This is a genomic window from Flavobacterium sp. NLM (assembly GCF_002210235.1).
In the GTDB taxonomy this organism is placed as follows: Bacteria; Bacteroidota; Bacteroidia; order Flavobacteriales; family Flavobacteriaceae; genus Flavobacterium; species Flavobacterium panici.
Genome location: NZ_LIAC01000014.1, coordinates 193608 through 213139, shown reverse-complemented (window position 1 = coordinate 213139; position 19532 = coordinate 193608). Strand labels below are relative to the sequence as shown.

At 29.9% G+C, this 19532-nt stretch carries 17 protein-coding genes; 3 read left to right on the top strand and 14 right to left on the bottom strand.

Annotated features, from left to right (window positions below; translation table 11 throughout):
• Positions 1–44: 44 nt before the first annotated feature.
• From APR43_RS17665 to APR43_RS17615, 11 genes are all read right to left on the bottom strand, one after another.
• The gene (locus APR43_RS17665) at positions 45–1166 is read right to left on the bottom strand and encodes a glycosyltransferase (protein ID WP_053473009.1); all 1122 of its coding nucleotides are present in this window, start codon (positions 1164–1166) and stop codon (positions 45–47) included.
• A 1-nt stretch (position 1167) separates the two neighbouring features.
• Entirely contained in the window at positions 1168–2226 is a 1059-nt protein-coding gene (locus APR43_RS17660; protein ID WP_053473010.1) for a glycosyltransferase family 4 protein, read from the bottom strand.
• Positions 2219–2677 (bottom strand): hypothetical protein, encoded by a 459-nt coding sequence (locus APR43_RS24325; protein WP_123959157.1) that lies wholly within the window; start codon positions 2675–2677, stop codon positions 2219–2221. Before APR43_RS24325 ends, APR43_RS17660 begins: the two co-directional genes overlap by 8 nt.
• Positions 2678–3423: 746 nt before the next feature.
• Positions 3424–4692 carry an O-antigen ligase family protein gene (locus APR43_RS17650; RefSeq protein ID WP_053473012.1) on the bottom strand — a complete coding sequence of 423 codons (1269 nt, stop codon included), beginning with the start codon at positions 4690–4692 and terminating at the stop codon, positions 3424–3426.
• The gene (locus tag APR43_RS17645; protein WP_053473013.1) at positions 4682–5674 is read right to left on the bottom strand and encodes a glycosyltransferase; all 993 of its coding nucleotides are present in this window, start codon (positions 5672–5674) and stop codon (positions 4682–4684) included. Before APR43_RS17645 ends, APR43_RS17650 begins: the two co-directional genes overlap by 11 nt.
• 18 nt (positions 5675–5692) lie before the next feature.
• A complete protein-coding gene (locus APR43_RS17640; RefSeq protein WP_053473014.1) occupies positions 5693–6346 on the bottom strand; it encodes a class I SAM-dependent methyltransferase in 654 nt (217 codons plus the stop codon).
• Positions 6347–6363: 17 nt separating this feature from the next.
• The gene (locus tag APR43_RS17635) at positions 6364–7599 is read right to left on the bottom strand and encodes a lipopolysaccharide biosynthesis protein (RefSeq protein WP_053473015.1); all 1236 of its coding nucleotides are present in this window, start codon (positions 7597–7599) and stop codon (positions 6364–6366) included.
• Positions 7600–7703: 104 nt separating this feature from the next.
• Positions 7704–8696, bottom strand: a complete 993-nt coding sequence (locus tag APR43_RS17630) for a hypothetical protein (RefSeq protein WP_053473016.1) — start codon at positions 8694–8696, stop codon at positions 7704–7706.
• A 9-nt stretch (positions 8697–8705) separates the two neighbouring features.
• On the bottom strand, positions 8706–10385 hold the full coding sequence (locus APR43_RS17625) for a DUF6909 family protein (protein WP_053473017.1): 1680 nt from the start codon (positions 10383–10385) through the stop codon (positions 8706–8708).
• Positions 10386–10521: 136 nt separating this feature from the next.
• Positions 10522–12006 carry a GH3 auxin-responsive promoter family protein gene (locus APR43_RS17620; RefSeq protein ID WP_053473018.1) on the bottom strand — a complete coding sequence of 495 codons (1485 nt, stop codon included), beginning with the start codon at positions 12004–12006 and terminating at the stop codon, positions 10522–10524.
• Positions 12007–12017: 11 nt separating this feature from the next.
• Positions 12018–12518 carry a hypothetical protein gene (locus APR43_RS17615; protein WP_053473019.1) on the bottom strand — a complete coding sequence of 167 codons (501 nt, stop codon included), beginning with the start codon at positions 12516–12518 and terminating at the stop codon, positions 12018–12020.
• 211 nt (positions 12519–12729) lie between these two features.
• On the opposite strand from APR43_RS17615, the gene APR43_RS17610 reads away from it, so the two are divergent.
• Positions 12730–12909 (top strand): twin-arginine translocase TatA/TatE family subunit, encoded by a 180-nt coding sequence (locus APR43_RS17610; RefSeq protein ID WP_042564899.1) that lies wholly within the window; start codon positions 12730–12732, stop codon positions 12907–12909.
• Between the two features lie 97 nt (positions 12910–13006).
• Here APR43_RS17610 and APR43_RS17605 read toward each other — a convergent pair whose 3' ends face one another.
• Positions 13007–15130, bottom strand: coding sequence for a Tex family protein (locus APR43_RS17605; RefSeq protein ID WP_053473020.1), 2124 nt, complete (start codon positions 15128–15130; stop codon positions 13007–13009).
• Positions 15131–15245: 115 nt separating this feature from the next.
• On the opposite strand from APR43_RS17605, the gene APR43_RS17600 reads away from it, so the two are divergent.
• A complete protein-coding gene (locus APR43_RS17600) occupies positions 15246–15515 on the top strand; it encodes a DUF1294 domain-containing protein (RefSeq protein WP_053473036.1) in 270 nt (89 codons plus the stop codon).
• 158 nt (positions 15516–15673) lie between these two features.
• On the opposite strand, the gene rpiB is transcribed toward APR43_RS17600, so the two are convergent.
• Together rpiB and APR43_RS17590 are read right to left on the bottom strand one after the other, a co-directional pair.
• On the bottom strand, positions 15674–16102 hold the full coding sequence (rpiB, locus tag APR43_RS17595; protein ID WP_053473021.1) for a ribose 5-phosphate isomerase B: 429 nt from the start codon (positions 16100–16102) through the stop codon (positions 15674–15676).
• Between the two features lie 892 nt (positions 16103–16994).
• A complete protein-coding gene (locus APR43_RS17590) occupies positions 16995–17228 on the bottom strand; it encodes a putative signal transducing protein (protein ID WP_053473022.1) in 234 nt (77 codons plus the stop codon).
• A 110-nt stretch (positions 17229–17338) separates the two neighbouring features.
• On the opposite strand from APR43_RS17590, the gene rnr reads away from it, so the two are divergent.
• On the top strand, positions 17339–19519 hold the full coding sequence (rnr, locus tag APR43_RS17585) for a ribonuclease R (RefSeq protein WP_053473023.1): 2181 nt from the start codon (positions 17339–17341) through the stop codon (positions 19517–19519).
• The last annotated feature ends 13 nt before the right edge of the window (positions 19520–19532 follow it).

Sequence of the window (19532 nt, the reverse complement as noted above, 5' to 3'; positions counted from 1 at the left end):
ACAGATAAAATTTATTGTTTAAGAAAATATTGTTAACATAGTATTTAACAATTTTTTTTGTTTATATGCTCTTTAAACTTTGTTTCAACAAAATCTTTCATTTCATTTTCAAATCGCTGCTTAGAAAATTTCATGGCATGTTCTCGAATTTTTTTAGGATCAAATTCTATTTTTTCAAAAGCAATTACAGCTTCTTTAATCTTTTTACACGATTGATCATTAAAAAAAATCCCTGTTTCATTTTCAACAACTGTTTCTAAAGCTCCTCCTTTTGCAAAAGCTATAACTGGAGTTCCACAAGCTTGTGCTTCAACAGGAATTATTCCAAAATCTTCCTGAGCAGCAAAAACGAATGCCTTTGCTTTTTGCATATAATTTTTAAGCATTTCATAATCAACAAAACCAACAAGTTTAATATTGCTTTTAGCTATTTTTTGCAGTTTTTTAAATTCTGGTCCATCTCCTGCAACGATTAATTTTAAATGTGGCAATTCATTAAAAGCTTCTACAATTAATTTAACTTTTTTATAGGAGACTAAACGCGAGGCTGTAAAATAATAATCTTGTTTTTGTTCTTCTAACTGGAAAAAATCAACATCAACAGGTGGGTAAATTACAATTGATTCCCGATTATAAATCCTTTTTATTCTTTTGGCAATATGGTCTGAATTTGCAATAAAAAAATCAACATTCTTAGAATTTGCAACGTCCCATTTTTTTATTTTATTTAAAACATGTTTAGCATAAATCCCTTTTATGCCCTTATTTAAATTGGCGTCTTGTAAATATTCTTCTTGTAAATCCCACACATAACGCATAGGCGAATGACAGTAGCAAATATGTAATTGTTCTTGTTTTGTTACAACACCTTTTGCTACAGCTGATGATGAACTAATGATTAAATCATAATTGCTTAAATCAAATTGTTCTATTGCAATTGGAAATAACTGCAAAAATTTACGGTGGTTTTTCTTTGCTGTTGGTAATTTTTGAATGAAGCTTGTTTTGGCTTTTTTTCCATTAAGAATGAAGTTTCGATCTTCATCATTAAGAAAATCTATTAATGCAAAATGATCAAAATTATTCCAAATTGAGTTAATGGAATGAATTACTTTTTCGGCACCTCCATTCACATAATACCAATCGTTAATTAGTGCTTTTTTCAAGTTATTTTGTTTTTTTCAAATTTTCAATTATAGAAATATAACGTTGTGATGTTATTTCCCAGTTAAATTTTTGAGATAGTTCAAATGATTTTTTACAAAGATCGGTATAGTTTTCTAAATCAATTAAATCTTTTATTTTTTGCACTAATTCTAAAGGTTTGCCTGGATCAAAAAACAATGCTGTTTCATTATATAATTCTTTATATACCGGAATATTTGACAAAATACATGGTGTAGAAACACTCATTGCCTCAAGTGCAGAAAGCCCAAATCCTTCGTAAAAAGAACCGTTAATAAGTGCTTTTGCTCCTTCCATTTCTTTTTTTAATTCAACATCTGAAATATCATTTAAAAATTCAACATTCAAACTATCAGATCCTAAAAGATCATTTTTAAATATAGTATTAAAAGATCCTCCAATAATTTTTAATTTAAATTGATGTAGATCTAATGTTTTAAAAGCTTCTAAAATTACTTGAATATTTTTTCTGGGATTTAATGAATTTACGGCAATAAAATAATCGCCTTTTTGATTTACTTCTTCATTAAAGCTAAAAAAACTTGCCAAATAAACAACGTCTATTTTTGAAGACTCAACATTTGGATAAAATTTTAAAATTTCATTTTTAGAAAAATTACTGACGGTAATTATTTTTAAAGCTTTTTTTAAATTGAAATAAAATAATATGTTGTAAACAAAAGCAAATTTCCAGTTAAACCAATTTTTGTTCTCTTTTACAGCCATGTCATGAACCACTATCACATTCTTTTTAAATAGAATTGGAGCTGTATTACAAAAATTAATTAATAGGGAAACTTTATTCCGAAATAAAAAAAGGGGTAATTCAACTTGTTCCCAAAAATAACCTGAAAAGTAACCTATTTTTCTACAATTTAATGATTCTGAAACAGGGTTTAAGAAGGGTTTGTTTGGGCAAAGAAAAACTATTTCTTCATTATAATACTGCTGCAGATTTTTACCTATTTCTGTAGCTACTCGCTGAACTCCCGTAACTTTTTGAGTTAAAAAACGACCATTGACAACTATTTTATTATGCATCTTGAATAGTATTTTCAGTTCGAATTACAAAGAGATAACAAAACCATAAGAACAAATATATCCCGAGTTGTCTGCTTAAGAGGTTTTCAAATAAACTTTGGGATGAAAAAATGAAAATGAAAAAAAATGAATACCCATTTTTATTTTTTATAAAGTTCCAAAATTGAACACCAAAAATTCCTAAAAATAAAGTAAGCCCCAAGAAACCATACGTAACAAAGTACCAAATATATTGGTTGTGTGTATTGTATTTAAAATTCTTTTTTCCAATCCACCAATATGGACCGCTCAATACTTCTTTTGAATTATAACAATCTATTAATTTTGCATCAACCTGTTCACTGCTAAATGTTCCGGTAAAATAATTAAACGTTTTTTCATCGACTATTCCTTTTGCGCATTTCCAAATTACAATTCTTGGTTCTCCTTTTTCAACGGTTAATCTTTGCATTATGTATTGATTAGTGAATACAATAATAAACAAGACACTTACAAATCCTACAACGTAAACGATTTTTATTTGTTTTAAAAAGATAAAAAAGCAAAGCAAAACTGAAACTCCCATTGCAAGTCTTGCCGCAATAATAAACAACGTAAATATTATTAGACCAATAAATATATAAAGAAATCCTTTTTTAATAGTTGTATTGTCTAACAAAAACTTAATACAAAAAATAGAGAGCAGACAGTTTAAAGAAAAATAAGGCCTTTCCAGAATAAACTTGTTTTCTACTAAGGCAGTAAAATTTTCAAAGCTTTTAGAGGCTGCAAAAAACTGATATTGTAATACAATAAAATCAACATATAATAAATGTATTAGCTGCAGAAACAAAAAAGAAAAAAGAAAAAATTTAATTTCCTCAAAGCTGAATTTTTTAACTAAAAACATTGCCGGAATAAATATAAAACCAAGCGATCTGACAATTAATTTGGAGGAAGAATCGTAATTGAAAAGGAAAGATAAAATGTATAAAACATAAATTGATCCAAACAATAAGCTCAATAACTTAACGGTTAAATTATTATCCTGTTTTTTTATTTTTGAAACATTCAAAAGTAATAATAGCAAAATAGCTGGTGTAGCCAAAGATATTTTAAACACAAATGAGAATGTTATGAAAAATAAACAAACTAATTCTATTTTAAATTTCTTAAAGATATCTTGAATCATAATAGTATATTTTTTGAGTGACCAAATTAATTTGTTATTAGCTTCTGTTCGTTTAATTTATTTCTATGAATAGCAAAAGGTATTGCCAGAAAAACCCAAATAAAAAGCATAATAAAGGACGGAAATGCATTAAAAGATAAAATGATGCAAATTATACCTGCTGTAATCGAATCTTCTTTTAAATAATAAGCTTTCGTTAAAATTAAAAACAGAAACAGTATAAATAATACTGAAGCTATTACACCATATTCTGAGAAAACCTCTAAATATACATTGTTAGGAATGGCTCGTTCATTTTTTCGTTGTGCAAAATGGTCAAAATATGCATTTCTATTCACCACAATTTTTTTATACTTATTATAATGGTCGTAATGAAGACCATAATTTGCAGGACCTACTCCAAAAAAAGGATTTTCTATTCCAGAATAAAAAGCAACATTTCCGGTAATAATCCTGTCTGCTTTTGAAAAATTATTTTGAGTGAGCGTTTTTGTCGGATCAAACAGTTTTCCATATACATACTTTTGATAGAATTCAGTTTGAATAAGTATTAATATACCTATAATTACAACTGGAATTACTTTAAGAAGAAAACTTAATTGCAGAAGCTTTTTTTTATAAAAAAAGAAAATAAAAATAAATACCGAAAGTATTGAAATTGTAGACATTGATACAATAACACTAAAAAGTAAAAACCAGCCATGAACCATTTTTTTTAAATAAAATGAAACGGATGCCGATAGTAATAAAAACAATCCAAAATAATTACCTTCTTTGAAAGTACTAGATCTAATAAACCCTTCTAACATTTGCGGCTCCTCAATTCCCGGAAGCTTAAAATATGGTATGTTTAATTTTGATGATAAAAATAAATACCATCCATTGACCGCTGCTATTATGGCTCCAAAAATCCATATTTCTAAAATTTTTATATCTTTTGTAAATAATCTATAGGATATAAAATAAGCTGCCAGACACAAATAAAAATAACAGAGTCTAATAAAACTATCTCCAACCCTATTGATTCGAAACGGAAATCCTTTTGGCGGATAAGGATAATTCCAATATATATTTACGATAAACGATAACGTCACCAAAATCGCTACTAATAGAATTATAAGATTATTGTTAAAAAACCAAAGCGTGTCTCTTGAGATCGTTTTTTTATTGATATAGAACAGCAGTAAAATTACAAGTGCAATTTCAGATATTTTGAGTGGAAAAAAAATATTCAATGTTAGTGCCTGAGTAAAAGGCAGAAACACTAAAAAAACTTTTCTAATATCAATTTTCATTTGATTGCTTTAATTTTTTGCTTTTACTAAAAACCATTTTTAAAATCTTTGGAATCACTTTAAAATTTCTCTGCCAAATTCTATTCCCAATCGTTAAAGTTAAAATCGATAGATAAATAAATCCGAGATTTTTTCGGTTATACTTTTTAGCAAAAGTAATTCGGCTATTCATCGTAACCAAGTCTATAAACTTAGATTTTTGTTCGTTAATTTTTGACTTTGTGCTATTTCCTTGTTTATGATAAATTCCAAAAACCGGCAATATTTTTAAACTTCCTCCTTTTTGTTTTGCTCGAAAAATCCAGTCAAGTTCTTCATAAAATAAAAAGTAATCTTCTGATAATAATCCTATTGATTCCAGATCATGATATTTAATTATCATAGAAGCCCCAATAGGATAATTTGCTTTATCTACTATTGTGTCAAAATTTAAAATTGCTTCATTAATCGAAATTCCTTCTCCCAAATGTGATGTTAATCCTGTTTTTGAATGATACAAACCTCCTAAAGATTGAACTTTCTCTGGATTATCATATTCTAACAAAGCCGTTCCGTAAATAACTTTTGAGTTTGAAATGTGTTGCTTATCAATTTCAGAAATAATATCTGTAAGGCTGTTTTTTTCTAAAACCGTATCATTGTTTAAGAGCCAAATATAGGAATCCCGTTCTTTTTGATTTAAAATATATTTTAACGCCAAATTATTTCCTGCAGCAAAACCTTTATTCTCCTTAGCTTTTACAAAAAGTATTTTTTCTTTTTTACTTTCTAATAAAAAATCCTTTTCATCAATATTTAGAAACGATGAAGATTGTCCTTCTGCCCACAATTGCAGCTCTCCAAAATATTGCAATGTTTCGCTATTATCAATAATAATAATTTGATAATTGGTATAATGTAACTTTAAAATACTTTCTAAGCATTCAATAGAATCCTCAGAATTATTATAATTTAAAAGAACAATATATACCTTCTTATTCATTAACAGCGTTATATATTTTTAATTTCGTCTAACTTTTAGAAAATATTGTGTACTTAAAAATTGTTCAAAAACACCAAACGTTATTTTGTTTAAAGTTGATTTCATTGAAGAAAGGTGTTTCAAATTTGATTCTATTTTTTGTACTTCTAACTCAGGAAATAAATTGATTAGGTTTAGCATATCTTTTTTACAAAAAAAACGAATATGTGTTTTGTCAAAAATTCCTTCATCTGCATATTCAAAACTTCCTTTGATAAAGATTTTATAAAAAACTTCAAAATTTCTTATATTAGGTAAACTAATGTAAAAATTACCGTCTTTTTTTAAATGTGGAATTAGTTTTTGAATTGTTTTTTGCGGTTCTACTAAATGTTCTAAAACATCCGGCAATAGTATACTATCAAAAAAATCTAATTCGAAAGGAACATTATCTTGCTCGATATTTCCAATAATAAAAGAATCAAATTTTTCTTTATTCTGATTAACATCAACAATATCAAATCCCATTATTATTTTTGCAGCACCTTTATTTTTTAATTCTAATAAAGTCGCGCCGGTGCCGGCACCTATTTCTAATATTGTTTGATCTTTTGATGTACCTATAAAAGAAATAATATCTTTTCTAATATTTGAAAAATATCCTTTTTCTTTATCTAAATAAGATTCTTGCATATTGCTTACCCACTGATTTAAATGTCCTTAATTTTGTATTTCTGGATACAAAATAGTATTATCAAAGTTGTGATCAATGCTTCTATTAAAAAAACGGCAGTCAAACTTCCCTGTAATTTAAAAAATAAGGTCAAAAAATAACCTAAAATCAACATCATTACAGAGCCGAAAGATAAAATTTTAGATAATAACTTCTGCTCATTTTTGTAAATTAAATATTGATAAAAAGGAATATTTAAAGCCGTAATAATTGGCACTATTATAAAACCTGAATAAAAACCCAGAAGGTTATAAATTTTATTATCTATCGTATAGTAATTTATAAAAATAGCTCCGCCAGTTATAATAACTGCAATTCCAAAAATTAATAGTGAAATATTAATGCCGTTTATTTTTTTTAAGAATAAAATGCCTTCATTCTTGCTTTTACTGTAGCTCTCACAAAATTTAGGAAAACTAACATTAAAAAAAACAGATAAATAGCTTCGGAAAATGTTGAGAATCATATCGCCAATTTTATAAATTCCGGCGTAATAATCACCAAGTAAACATTGAATTATTAAAATGGGGCTTTGTACATATGCTGCAATAGAAAAATTAGATATCAGTATAGAATATTCATTTTTAAACTGTTTTATAACTGAATCTATTTTAACATTAAAAAGAGACAGCTGATATGATTTCCATATTTTTATAAAAAAAAACGAATAAACTAAGGTATTTGATGTTCCTAGTATAAATAAAACTAAGAAATAGTCTTCTTTCTCTCGTATTAAAAGATAAACTACTAAGACGTAAATTATTTTTGAAAAGAATATAAGTCTATTTATACTACCAAATTTTTCCAGTCCCTGATAAATCCATGAAATATTAAAAAACTGCCCAGATAAAAGTGTTATTGCTAATAAATAGAGCTTTTTATCAATATCATTAAAAATCAAACTTGTTAAGATGATACCTAGAAAAAGTATAAAAAAGTTGATGAGTTTAATCGCAAACGAAGTGTTTAAATATTCCTGAATTATGCGAAAATTTTCTTTATGAACACTGACTTCTTTAACTCCCAGAATATTAGACCCAAAATCAATAAACAATCCCAATAATGTAAAAACAGATAGTGCAACGCCAATCTTTCCCCAATTTTCAATGCCACATATAGAAATGACTTTTGGGACCACTAATAACGGTGCAATTAAGTTTATTAACTGCCCTGAACCATACGTTAGATAATCTATTATTGTATTCTTTTTCATTATTAGCAATTGGTCTATAAATACAATTAATAACCAATAATAGAGTCCATTCTTTTTCTTATCAGTTCAACTTATTCATAAATAAATCATTAAACTAACTTATTTTATGGTTCAATCAATTTCTCCTTTAATAACTGTTTTTTATAAAATTTAAAAAGAAAATTTAAGAAAAGAAACAAAAAAAGAAACAAAACAGGGAATATAAATTTTAATTTCCCATTAAGTGATTTTGTATTTTTTATATTTAAAGTAGAATTGATTTCCTTAATCGTTTTATCAAAACTTAATAATTTTAATCTGTTTCTACCTTGCTCAACAACTAAATATTGTTTCGTTTTAATAAGGTCGTTCAATTGGGTATTTTCATTGTAATAAACCAATTTATCATTTTTATTCGTGTTTTTCACTGTATTTGAAAAACCACTTAAAACATTATCTATTTGAGCAATAATAGTATCATTTTGAGCAATTTGCTGTTTCATACTATTAAAACCTATTTTTTGAGCAGAGTCAAAATATTCTGAAGAATTTAAATATTTTAATAATGGTTCAATAAAATCTTTTTCATTAACTAATTCAGTTGAAATAAAAGAAATTGTATGATAAGTATAATTTTTACTTACAACATTATCAATTAAAATTTTATTAATGTCACCCTCATCAGCCATTAACTTAATAAGTTCAAAGTTTTGTTCTCTATCTTCTACAAATTTAAAAGCATCAGAAATAGGTTTAATTTCAATTTTTTTAATTGCTTTAGGATGAGAAATTCCAACCACATTTTTTAGAAAAATGGTATCACCGGCATTAATTTTTGAATCAATTAAATCAATTTTTGAATACAAATAATCAACGCTTCCAAAATTTGGTGATACAACAATCTCATTTTGAAATGATTTTTTACTTGAGTCAAAATACCAACCCAATCCAAATCCAAATAAAAGTAATGTTACAACAATGATCCAATTTCGAATTAAAAATTGAATCGATCTAAAAATAGCAGTATTTATTCTATCAAAAAATCTACCTATACTTTTTGAAATTAGAAATAGATCAATCTCATGATCAGTATTATTTTGTGGTACTTTTGTACTCATTTTTGGTTTTTATTTGATGTTGAAAATCTGCTCTAAAATCTTAATTGTGATCAGATAAGTTGGTTTTACACCCGTTGTTCCCAATCCGCCCGAAGCTAATGTACTTCCTGTTTCTAATGGGTTATCTGAAGCATAATATGCGTAACGAACTTTTATATCGTGTGGCACGCTTTTTCTAATTTTTGATGCCGACTGAATTGCTTTTTGATAATAAGAACCTTCCATCTCAAGACCAATTACTCCCCAAGTCGATTCGTGGAAAAATTTCAATAAATCTCTGTTTTGTAATGAAGTTCCTAAAACGGTAACCATTGCACCTTCATAAACGTCGATGTCGTTTCCTTCGAACATTGCGCCTGTTAATTCATTTTCGAAGAAATAGTTATCCGCCGTTCCTTCATTTATATGTGCCGAAGGAATCATGATATCGCCTTTTCCTCCTTCCAGAATTCCGGCCTTACCCATAATAGAAACTGATTTTACGTTTAGCAACGTTTCTTTTTTAAATGGTTTTAAAAGCTCATCGATTGTTTCATAGGCCTGTTCTCCAAAAGCATAATCCATTACAATAATTACCGGTTTCTCTTCGTCGATATTGGCGTATGAAAATGACGTTTTTGACCAGTCAATTTTGGCAGTATCAAAAATTTGAACGTCGATATTTGTTCCTGAAGTATCTGGTAAAGAAATCATCCCGTTTTTCAACGCTAGTTCTTCAACCTGGGTTCTTATTTCTTTTGAACCCGAACTGCTTAATTCTTCATAAATAAAGAAATCTGTTTTGCCTTTGTATTTTGATGTTAATAAAGGTGTTGCAAAAATCGAGTTCATCACGCTGTGCATATTGGCACTTATTACGTGAATTGGACGTTTTAAAAGATCGTTTGCTTTTAGAACTTCCTTGATGTTTGTTGCCCAGATTTCTCCGTGAATATGATGTCCAAGACGTTCACGTAAAACTGGACTAAAAGTTATCGTTCGTTTATTGTTTTCTACAATTTCTTCGATCGCTAATTTTCCTAACCAATAGATAACATGCAGAAAACGATCTGGTGCATTTTCTGAACCAAAGGCATCGTAAATGTCTAAAACTTCTTCAAAAGTTCTGGCTAGAATATTGGCAACGTGCGAAATTGCTTTTTCTTTTTCAATCTGCGAAAGCTTTTTTGTCTGCGTAACGGCTTGTTCTAATTTTAGCCAATCACGCGAAACTTCTCCGCCGTCGTCAATTAAAACCCTGTTTTTAATTTTATGAGATTCGATGAAAATAAAAGTCAAATGTGTCAGGATATCATAAATGTCCGAACGTCCGCGCGTGATTTCAACATTCATTTGTTCTTCGTCGATTCTGTAGCAATTTCTTCTTCTTTTTGGAGGAACAATTGGCTGAAAATGTGATTTAGAATATCCTTCGTCTGAAGTTAAGTTGATGAATCGGCATTGTTCAATTCCTATCGGAAGACGCTCTATAACGTATAAAAGCCCGTTTAATTCTACTTTTTCTTCGGCAATATTTCCGTAGATTTCCGGACGTAATGCTAATAATGATTCGCGTAAGCTGTCACCAGAAACTCCCATTGGTTTGTAAAAACCACGGTTGAATAAATGGCGCATTGTAATGTACATTTTTTCTATCGCTGCAGATGATTCCTGAGCTCTTGATCTTGATATATGTTTGGTTTCTTTCATTTTATTTTATTTTAAAAATCTTCGAAATAGTGAAGATCATTCTAACTTTTGACAAGCGAAAGTAGGAATTATATATGTAATTTCAGTAAAATGGTATTTAACAAATTGTTAGAAGAGATTAATAAAATCGATGATTCTATTTCAAATTATCCGCAATCTTTCTGTCATTCGACAATCTCGGAATTTTATTTTGTCCGCCTAATTTGCCCTGCGATTTCATGTATTCCTGAAATCCGTTTTTTGAAACTTTACTGATAACGACTTTTCTTAAAACGTTTCCGGTAATTAAATCGTCATAATAAATATTTTGCTTTCGCATTGAATCATCGATTGCTTCCGCAAAAATTTCTATATTTTCCGGCTCTTTTTCAAATTCAATTAACCATTCGTGATATGGCAATCCGTTTGCCGGCGTGATTTGCGGCGCAACTGTAAATTCGTTTATTACAATGTTAGTTCCTGCCGTAGCTTCTCTCATTGCGTTTTCGACTTCGTTTGCAATTACGTGTTCACCAAAAGCAGAAATGTAATGTTTAATACGTCCTGAAACTATGACACGATACGGAGCTAAAGAGGTGAACTGAATAGTATCACCAATATTATAACCCCAAAGTCCGGCATTTGTAGAAACAATTAAAGCATAATTTACACCTAATTCTACTTCGCCAATTGTATATCTTTTTGGGTTTTCGGTAAAGAATTCATCGGCTTTAATGAATTCGTAGAAAATACCCGAATTCAACAATAAAAGCATTCCTTTTTCTTTTTGAGAATCCTGATACGCAAAAAATCCTTCAGAAGCAGGAAACAGCTCAATGCTGTCTACTTTTTTACCAATCATTTGCTCAAACTTGGCACGATAAGGTTCGTAATTAACACCTCCGTAAATGAACAAATTAAAATTCTTAAAGATTTCGCTTATCTTTTTTCCTCCGCTTTTTTCCTGCAAACGCTCAAAGTACATTTGTACCCAAGACGGAATTCCAGAAATCACAGACATGTTTTCATTAATCGTTTCGCCTACAATTGTATTTACTTTGGTTTCCCAGTCATCAATACAATTGGTTTCCCAAGAGGGCATTCGGTTTTTTTGTAAATATTTCGGAACAAAATGCGCTACAATACCGGAAAGTCTTCCAAATTTAATTCCGTGTTTTTCAGTCAAAATGGGACTTCCCTGCAAAAAAATCATTTTACCATCAACAAAATCAGCATTTCCGGTTTCATTAATATAATGTAGAATTGCATTACGAGCTGCATTGACATGCGTAGGCATTGATTCTTTCGTGAGCGGAATATATTTGGCGCCAGAAGTTGTTCCCGATGTTTTGGCAAAATAAAGAGGTTTTCCTTTCCACAGAATGTTTTCTTCGCCAGCCTTAACCTTTTCTATATAATTTTTTAAATCTTCGTAATCGCGAATAGGAACGTTTTTTTGAAAATCTTCAAATGTTTTTATTGAGGCAAAATTATGATCTTTTCCAAATTCTGTTTCTTTCGCATTTTCGATCAGGCTTTTAAAAACTTCTAGTTGAGTTTCAATTGGTTTATTGGCCCAAGAAAGAGTTTGGTTGTATATTTTGCGGGCAAATATTTTTGCTGCTATCGATTTAATTGACATTTTTTGTGGTATTATTTTTTGTCACTTTTGTTTTTCTTGCCCTTTTTCTGGCTTGTCTCCTGCTCTATTTTCGCCACTTCTTCCCTTAGTTTAATTTCTTCTTCTGAGGCTTTCATATTTAAATCTGAAGGTTCATCAGCTTCACCTATAATAGAGTCTTTATTAAATTTTGCGTATTCAAGCTGGCCGCTCAAAACTTTTTGAACTCCTTTTATATAAGCTTCATTTTTTTTAAGCGCTGTTTCTAATGAATCTGATTTTATGGCCAATTCCGTCGCATTCCTTTTTAATTGAGAAGAAGAATAACCCGGAATAAATTCTCTTAAAGGAGTAAATGCGATAATGAAGGTAGTAACCAGAATAAGAAATATTCCGCCTAAAGTAAACATTACAAACACATTCATTAATGTAAGTCTGAAAGAAAAAATTTCTTCAAAAGTATCTTCATTCAAAATTACCAATCGGTTTTTGATGAATAATTTTTTCCTTAAGTTCCTTTTTTTCTTAGCCATTTTGGTTATTTATATGAGCAAATATAGTAATTAATCGCATTGTTAATGCTTGCAAAAAATGAGCATTTGCAGTAATATAATGATTTTATAAAATATTTAACGCACTAAAAAAGAAATTTTTTAATCCAAAAACCATTCTTGTTCGTATATTCTATATACCTTTGCGGTGAAAATAAAAAATCAATTTGCTTCGGCATTAAATATAATAGTCATGGGAAGATTAGGTCTTACAGAAATCCTTGTTATCGTAGGTATTGTGATATTACTTTTTGGAGGTAAAAAAATTCCAGAATTAATGAAAGGTTTAGGAAGTGGAATTAAGGAATTTAAAAACGCTGCTAAAGACGATCAACCTGCTCCTGCAAAAAAACAAGAGGAAGAAACAAAATAATAACCTTCAACTTATTAAAAATCCCAGATTACAAATTGTAGTCTGGGATTTTTTGTTTTATATCCTTTTGGGATTTGGAATTTCTTTTTTGAAAATTTTAAAGCACCATCGTCAACTGAATTCTCTTTCTATCTTCATCAACCTCAGTAACCTTCACATCAACATGTTGATGTAATTTTACCACTTCGTTTACATCGCTTACAAAACCGGCTTTTAATTGCGAAATATGAACCAATCCGCTTTCTTTGATTCCGATATCAACAAAACAGCCAAAGTTGGTAATGTTATTAACAATCCCCGGAAGAATCATTCCGGTTCTCAAATCTTTGATCGATTTTACATTTGCATCAAATTCAAAAACCTTCGCCGACTTTCTTGGGTCTAATCCAGGCTTTTCAAGCTCTTTTATGATGTCTTTTAGTGTAAGTAAACCAATTTCAGGTGTTACATATTTTTCAGGCTTAATAAGCGCCGTTTTCTCTTTATTTGCAATTAAGTCATTTAACGAAAGATTCAAATCCTTTGCCATCTTTTCAACAACTGGATAAGCCTCCGGATGCACCGCCGAATTATCAAGCGGATTTTTAGCATTTGTAATTCTAATAAACGCTGCTCCCTGCTGATAGGCTTTATCGCCTAAACGCGGTACTTTTTTCAACTGTTTTCTGTCTTCAAAAGGTCCGTTTTCAGAACGGTATTGTACAATGTTTTCAGCAAGCTTCTCTCCTATTCCACTCACATAACTTAGTAAATGTTTACTTGCTGTATTGATATTAATTCCAACCGAGTTTACGCAGCGAATTACCGTACTGTCTAGTTCTTCTTTTAATTTAGTCTGGTCAACGTCGTGTTGATATTGTCCAACTCCAATTGCTTTTGGATCAATTTTTACCAATTCGGCCAAAGGATCTGAAAGTCTTCTTCCGATAGAAACTGAACCACGAACCGTTACATCATAATTAGGGAATTCTTCTCTAGCAATTTTTGATGCTGAATAAACCGACGCTCCAGCTTCAGAAACAATAAAAACCTGCACTGGTTTGTCAAACGCGATTTTTTTGATGAAAAATTCGGTTTCTCTTGAAGCCGTTCCGTTCCCGATAGAAATCGCGTCAATTTGATACGCATTGACCATCGAACGGATTTTTTTTATCGCCATCGATTCCTCGTTTTGAGGTGCGTGCGGATAAATCGTTTCGTTGTATAATAAATCGCCTTTTTCGTCCAGACACACTACTTTACATCCGCTTCTAAATCCTGGATCGATTGCCAAAATTCGTTTTTCTCCTAAAGGCGGAGCCAATAATAATTGTCCTAAATTGTTAGCAAAAACCTGAATTGAATTGGCATCTGCTTTTGCCTTTGCTTCCTGCAAGGTTTCATTTCCAATTGCCGGATTCAATAAACGTTTGTAACTATCCTCAATTGCTAATTGTAAATGAGCTGTTGTATTATTTTGTTTTTTAATGATGATTTCGTCAATAACATCGTAAGCATCATCGATATCAACATCAATTTTCATTTTGATGTAACCTTCATTTTCTGCACGAAGCATTGCTAGTAAACGATGCGCGGGCGCTTTTGTTAAAGATTCTTCCCAATCAAAATATTGACTGAATTTTTGCGCACCTTCTTCTTCGGCTTTCTTTTTTACAACTTTAGTTCCAATAGTTGCTTTTCTCTGGAACAATCTACGTAGCTGTTTACGAACGTAAATATTTTCGTTAATCCATTCCGCTACAATATCTCTTGCGCCTTGAATGGCTGCTTCTTCGTTAATAACATTTTCATTGATGTATTGTGTAGAAAGGAAATCAATATCAACATCACTTTCAGATATAATCAATTTTGCCAAAGGTTCCAAACCAAATTCGCGGGCAACATCGGCTTTTGTTTTTTTCTTCTTTTTGTACGGAAGGTAAAAATCTTCTATTTCCTGTAAATCAAAACTTTCTTCAATTTTTTTCTTCAAATCTGGCGTAAGCGCTTTTTGTTCTTCAATTGATTTTAGAACAGCTTCTTTACGTTTTACCAGTGTATCATAATCTTTTTGCAATTTTGCAATCAGCTCAATTACGGTTTCATCAAGATTTCCGGTCGAGTCTTTTCGGTAACGCGAAATAAACGGAATCGTACAATCTTCCTCTAATAATTTTACAGTGTTTTGAATACTAACTGCAGGTGCCTGAACAGACTTTGCAATGAATTGAATATTAGTCATACTTTAATGAAATAAATTCTTAATTATAAATTGATATAATTTACTTGTTAAAATTAATTCGGAAATTAATCAATGATTCGGCTAAAATAATATCTTTGTTTTGAATATTATGCCAATGGAAATTTTTTTACTCTATTTTTTATTTATAAATATCATCGTTTTTATTCTTGCTGGATATGATAAACATCAAGCACGAAAAAATAAACGAAGAATCCCCGAAAATACTTTGTTTTTTCTTGAAGCAATTGGAGGAACGCCAGGTTTATTATCAGCAATGTTTTTCTTTAGACATAAAACGAGTAAAACTTCATTTATTGTCAAATTCTTGCTGATTTTTTTGATTCAGGCTGTTTTAGTTTACTTCTACTTCACTAATAAAAAATAGATATTAACATTGTTGATAACCTTAAATTTTGCTCATTTAATTTATTTTAATCAACTGTAATTTAAGTATTTAAATAAAAAATCGGATGGATTTTAAAAATCCGCCCGGTGTGTTTCTATTTATTTGGTGCGAAGCACCCGATTTTTTTTCGAATCTTATTAACAAGCAATCTTATTAACTCGATTTTGGTGCCTTCCGCCTTCAAATGCAGTCGCTAAAAAAGTTTCTACTATTTCAACCGCTTGGTGAATAGAAGTAAAACGCGCCGGAATACTCACAATATTAGCATCGTTATGTAAACGTGTTAAATAAGCAATTTCTTTCGTCCAGCATAATCCGGCTCTCACTTTCGGGTGTTTATTAACCGTCATTGCAATTCCGTTTCCGCTTCCGCAGATAACGATTCCAAAATCAGCTTTTCCTTCAGATACATCATTTGCAACCGGATGTCCAAAATCAGGGTAATCAACAGAAGCATCAGTATCTGTTCCATAATTCGTTACTTCATATCCTTTTGCTTCAAGCATTGCCACAATTGCTTTTTTATATTCTGGTCCTGCGTGGTCGTTTCCTATCGAAATTTTCATTTTTCTATACTATTAAGTTGTGTAGTACAAATTTACTCAATTAATAAATGTTTGCCACGAATTTCACTAATTTTCACTAATTTTTTGCTTACTAACATTTTACTGTGTTTTAAAAAATCAAAATTGAATTTGTTTACAAAAATTTAATCTTTTAAAACTAAACTTTGTGTTCTTTTGCAACAATAATTTAGTCAAAGATTATCCAAATTTCAATTTATCAACTTTGAGTAAAACTTTGTGTGCTTTACGTAAATCCACTAAATACTGGATTATTTATAACTTACATCATATCAAAACCTTAACACTTATCAACATTTTTGATAACTTCATAAGTACCTCATAATCAATTAAGAATAAACAGAAAATTTGTTAAAATTTTAGAATGTTAATACCAATTCGTAATTCGTTGATATTCAATTAACTTTAAGTTAACATTATTTGTTAATAAGTTGATATAGAAAATTAGAAGTTTTTTTTGGTTGTGTCAAAAAAAAACCTAATCCAAAACTGGAATTAAAAATCCTAATAAAGTTTGAGGAATTTTTGGAAAAGTTATCAATATCAAAAATGCCATTTTCAACAAATAGCAGCATATGAACTTATCTACAAAATGAATCCATTTTTGGTTGTCAACCGTTGTTAATTAAAATACAAAAAGTCTTATAAATTAATCTTTTAGCTCAATATAACTATGTTGATAACTCCCAATAACTAAGAGAAACTTCATTTCAATACTTTTAAAAATAAATTTATTCGACATATTAACAAGCTATAATAACCATCAAAAATTAATTAAATTTAAAATTTCTTTTTTGTTGTATTTAATATATGTTGAAAACTATTAAAGTTGAAAAGGAAAAAAAATTTTTTTGAGTTTGAAAAAAGAAAGAATTTAAACGATTTTAAGAGGATTGTTCAGATTGTCCAGAATTTGCTGCACTTCTTCGAAATCGTTTGGATGAACTTTGAGTTTGATTCCGCCGAGCGCATTTGAGTAAAGCGGCATAACAGAAAGCGTCACTTCGTTTTCAAAAAAATATGGAATTTCTTCTTGTTCAAGTAAGTGTTTGAGAACCACTGTTTCGTGTAGATAATTGAATACGGCGATCGTCTTAAAGCTTTCCATATGAGGTCTTTTTGTAAATGTACGAAAAGTTATATTTTTAATAATTCTATTTGTTAAAAAGAATTATCTGATTTCTTATTTGTAATTTTAAACCTTATAAGAAAAGATATATGAGTAAGAAAATTAGAAAGCCGATAAAAAAAGAGAAAGATTTCTCTGGGAAGATCCTTAAGATTTTATCGCAAAATGCCAATAAGCCATTTAATTATAAACAGATAGGAGCAAAGTTAGAACTTGACGATACAAATAGCAGAAACCAGATTATAAAAGATTTAAAAATTCTGGCTGCTCAAAAGAAAATTGTAGAAACAGAACCTGGAAAATATTTAGTCAAAGCTATTAGTCAGGATTATTACGAAGGAACGATAGATATGACGAGCAGAAAAACGGCATATTTTATTTGTGACGAATTTGAAGAAGATGTTTTTATTCCGACTAATAATTTGAATCGTGCTTTAGATAAAGACAAAGTAAAAGTTTACGTTTATAACCGTAGAAAAGGTAAAAGACCTGAAGGTGAAGTAATTGAAGTTATAGAAAGAGATAAAACAGAGTTTGTTGGAGTAATTGATATTCAGGCAAATTTTGCTTTTGTTTCAACTGCAAATCCTAAAATGTATACCGATATTTTTATTCCAAAGGATAAAATAGGTGAAGCAGAAAATGGAGATGTTGTTCTTGTAAAAATTGATGACTGGCCAAAAAGAGCCGATAGTCCGTTTGGATCTGTAATTAGAGTTTTAGGAAAACCCGGAGAACACAATACTGAGATTCATGCTATTTTAGCTGAATACGGATTGCCATCTGATTTCCCGGTAGAAGTAGAAGTTTTTGCACAAAAATTAGATACTTCGATTCAGGAATCTGAAATTGCAAAACGTCGTGATATGCGTGATACGCTTACGTTTACGATAGATCCAAAAGATGCAAAAGATTTTGATGATGCATTATCTTTCAAAAAGTTAGAGAACGGAAATTTCGAAATCGGAATCCATATTGCCGATGTTTCTTATTATTTAGAAGAAGGAACAATTCTGGATGATGAAGCTTATCAAAGAGCAACTTCGGTTTATTTAGTGGATAGAGTAGTGCCAATGCTTCCTGAAGTATTGTCTAATTTTGCCTGCTCGCTTCGCCCGAATGAAGAGAAATATACATTCTCTGCAGTATTTGAAGTTTCTCCAACTTCACAGGTTATCAACCAATGGTTTGGAAGAACAGTAATTTATTCAGATCAGCGTTTTGCTTATGAAGAAGCACAATATATCATTGAAACAAAAGACAATACAATTCCGGTTGATATTTCTATTACAGGAGAATCTTATGTAGTTTCAGATGAAATTGTAGAAGCAACTTTAAAACTAGATGAATTAGCGAAGATTTTAAGAAAGAAAAGAATGCAGAATGGTGCTATTTCTTTTGATAAAGTTGAAGTAAAATTTAATTTGAATGAAGAAGGAGAACCAGAAGGGGTTTACTTTAAAATTTCAAAAGATGCCAATCATCTAATTGAAGAATTTATGCTTTTAGCCAATAGAAAAGTGGCTGAATACATTGGTAAACAAAAGAAAACCTTTGTTTACAGGATTCACGACGAACCAAACGAAGATAAATTGATTGCGATGCAAACCGTAATTGCTAAATTTGGTTATAAAATAGATTTTAGAAATAAAGGTGATATTGCAAAATCATTGAACTCTTTGATGGAAGAAGTAAATGGTAAAAAAGAGCAAAACTTAATTGATACTCTTGCGATTAGAAGTATGAGTAAAGCCAAATATTCAACAGATAATATTGGACATTATGGTTTAGCTTTTGATTATTACAGCCATTTTACATCGCCAATTCGTCGTTATCCAGATGTTATGGTACATCGTTTGTTACAGTATTATCTGGATGGAGGAGCTTCTGTAGATGAAGAAACATATGAAACAAAAAGTTTACATTGTTCTAATATGGAAAGTTTAGCGACTAATGCTGAACGAGATAGTATTAAATACATGCAGGTTAAATACATGCAGGATCATCAGGATGAAGAATTTCTTGGTGTTATTTCTGGTGTTACAGAATGGGGAATTTATGTTGAAATCGTTTCTAATAAATGCGAAGGAATGGTAAGAATCAGAGAAATAAAAGATGATTATTATACTTTCGATGAAAAACAATATGCATTGGTTGGAGCTACTTCAAACAGCATTTTGCAATTAGGAGACGAAATTTATGTGAAAGTAAAAAATGCCGATTTAGTGAAGAAACAACTGGATTTTCATTTTTTACGAAGAGCAGAATAAGTATTAATTTTTT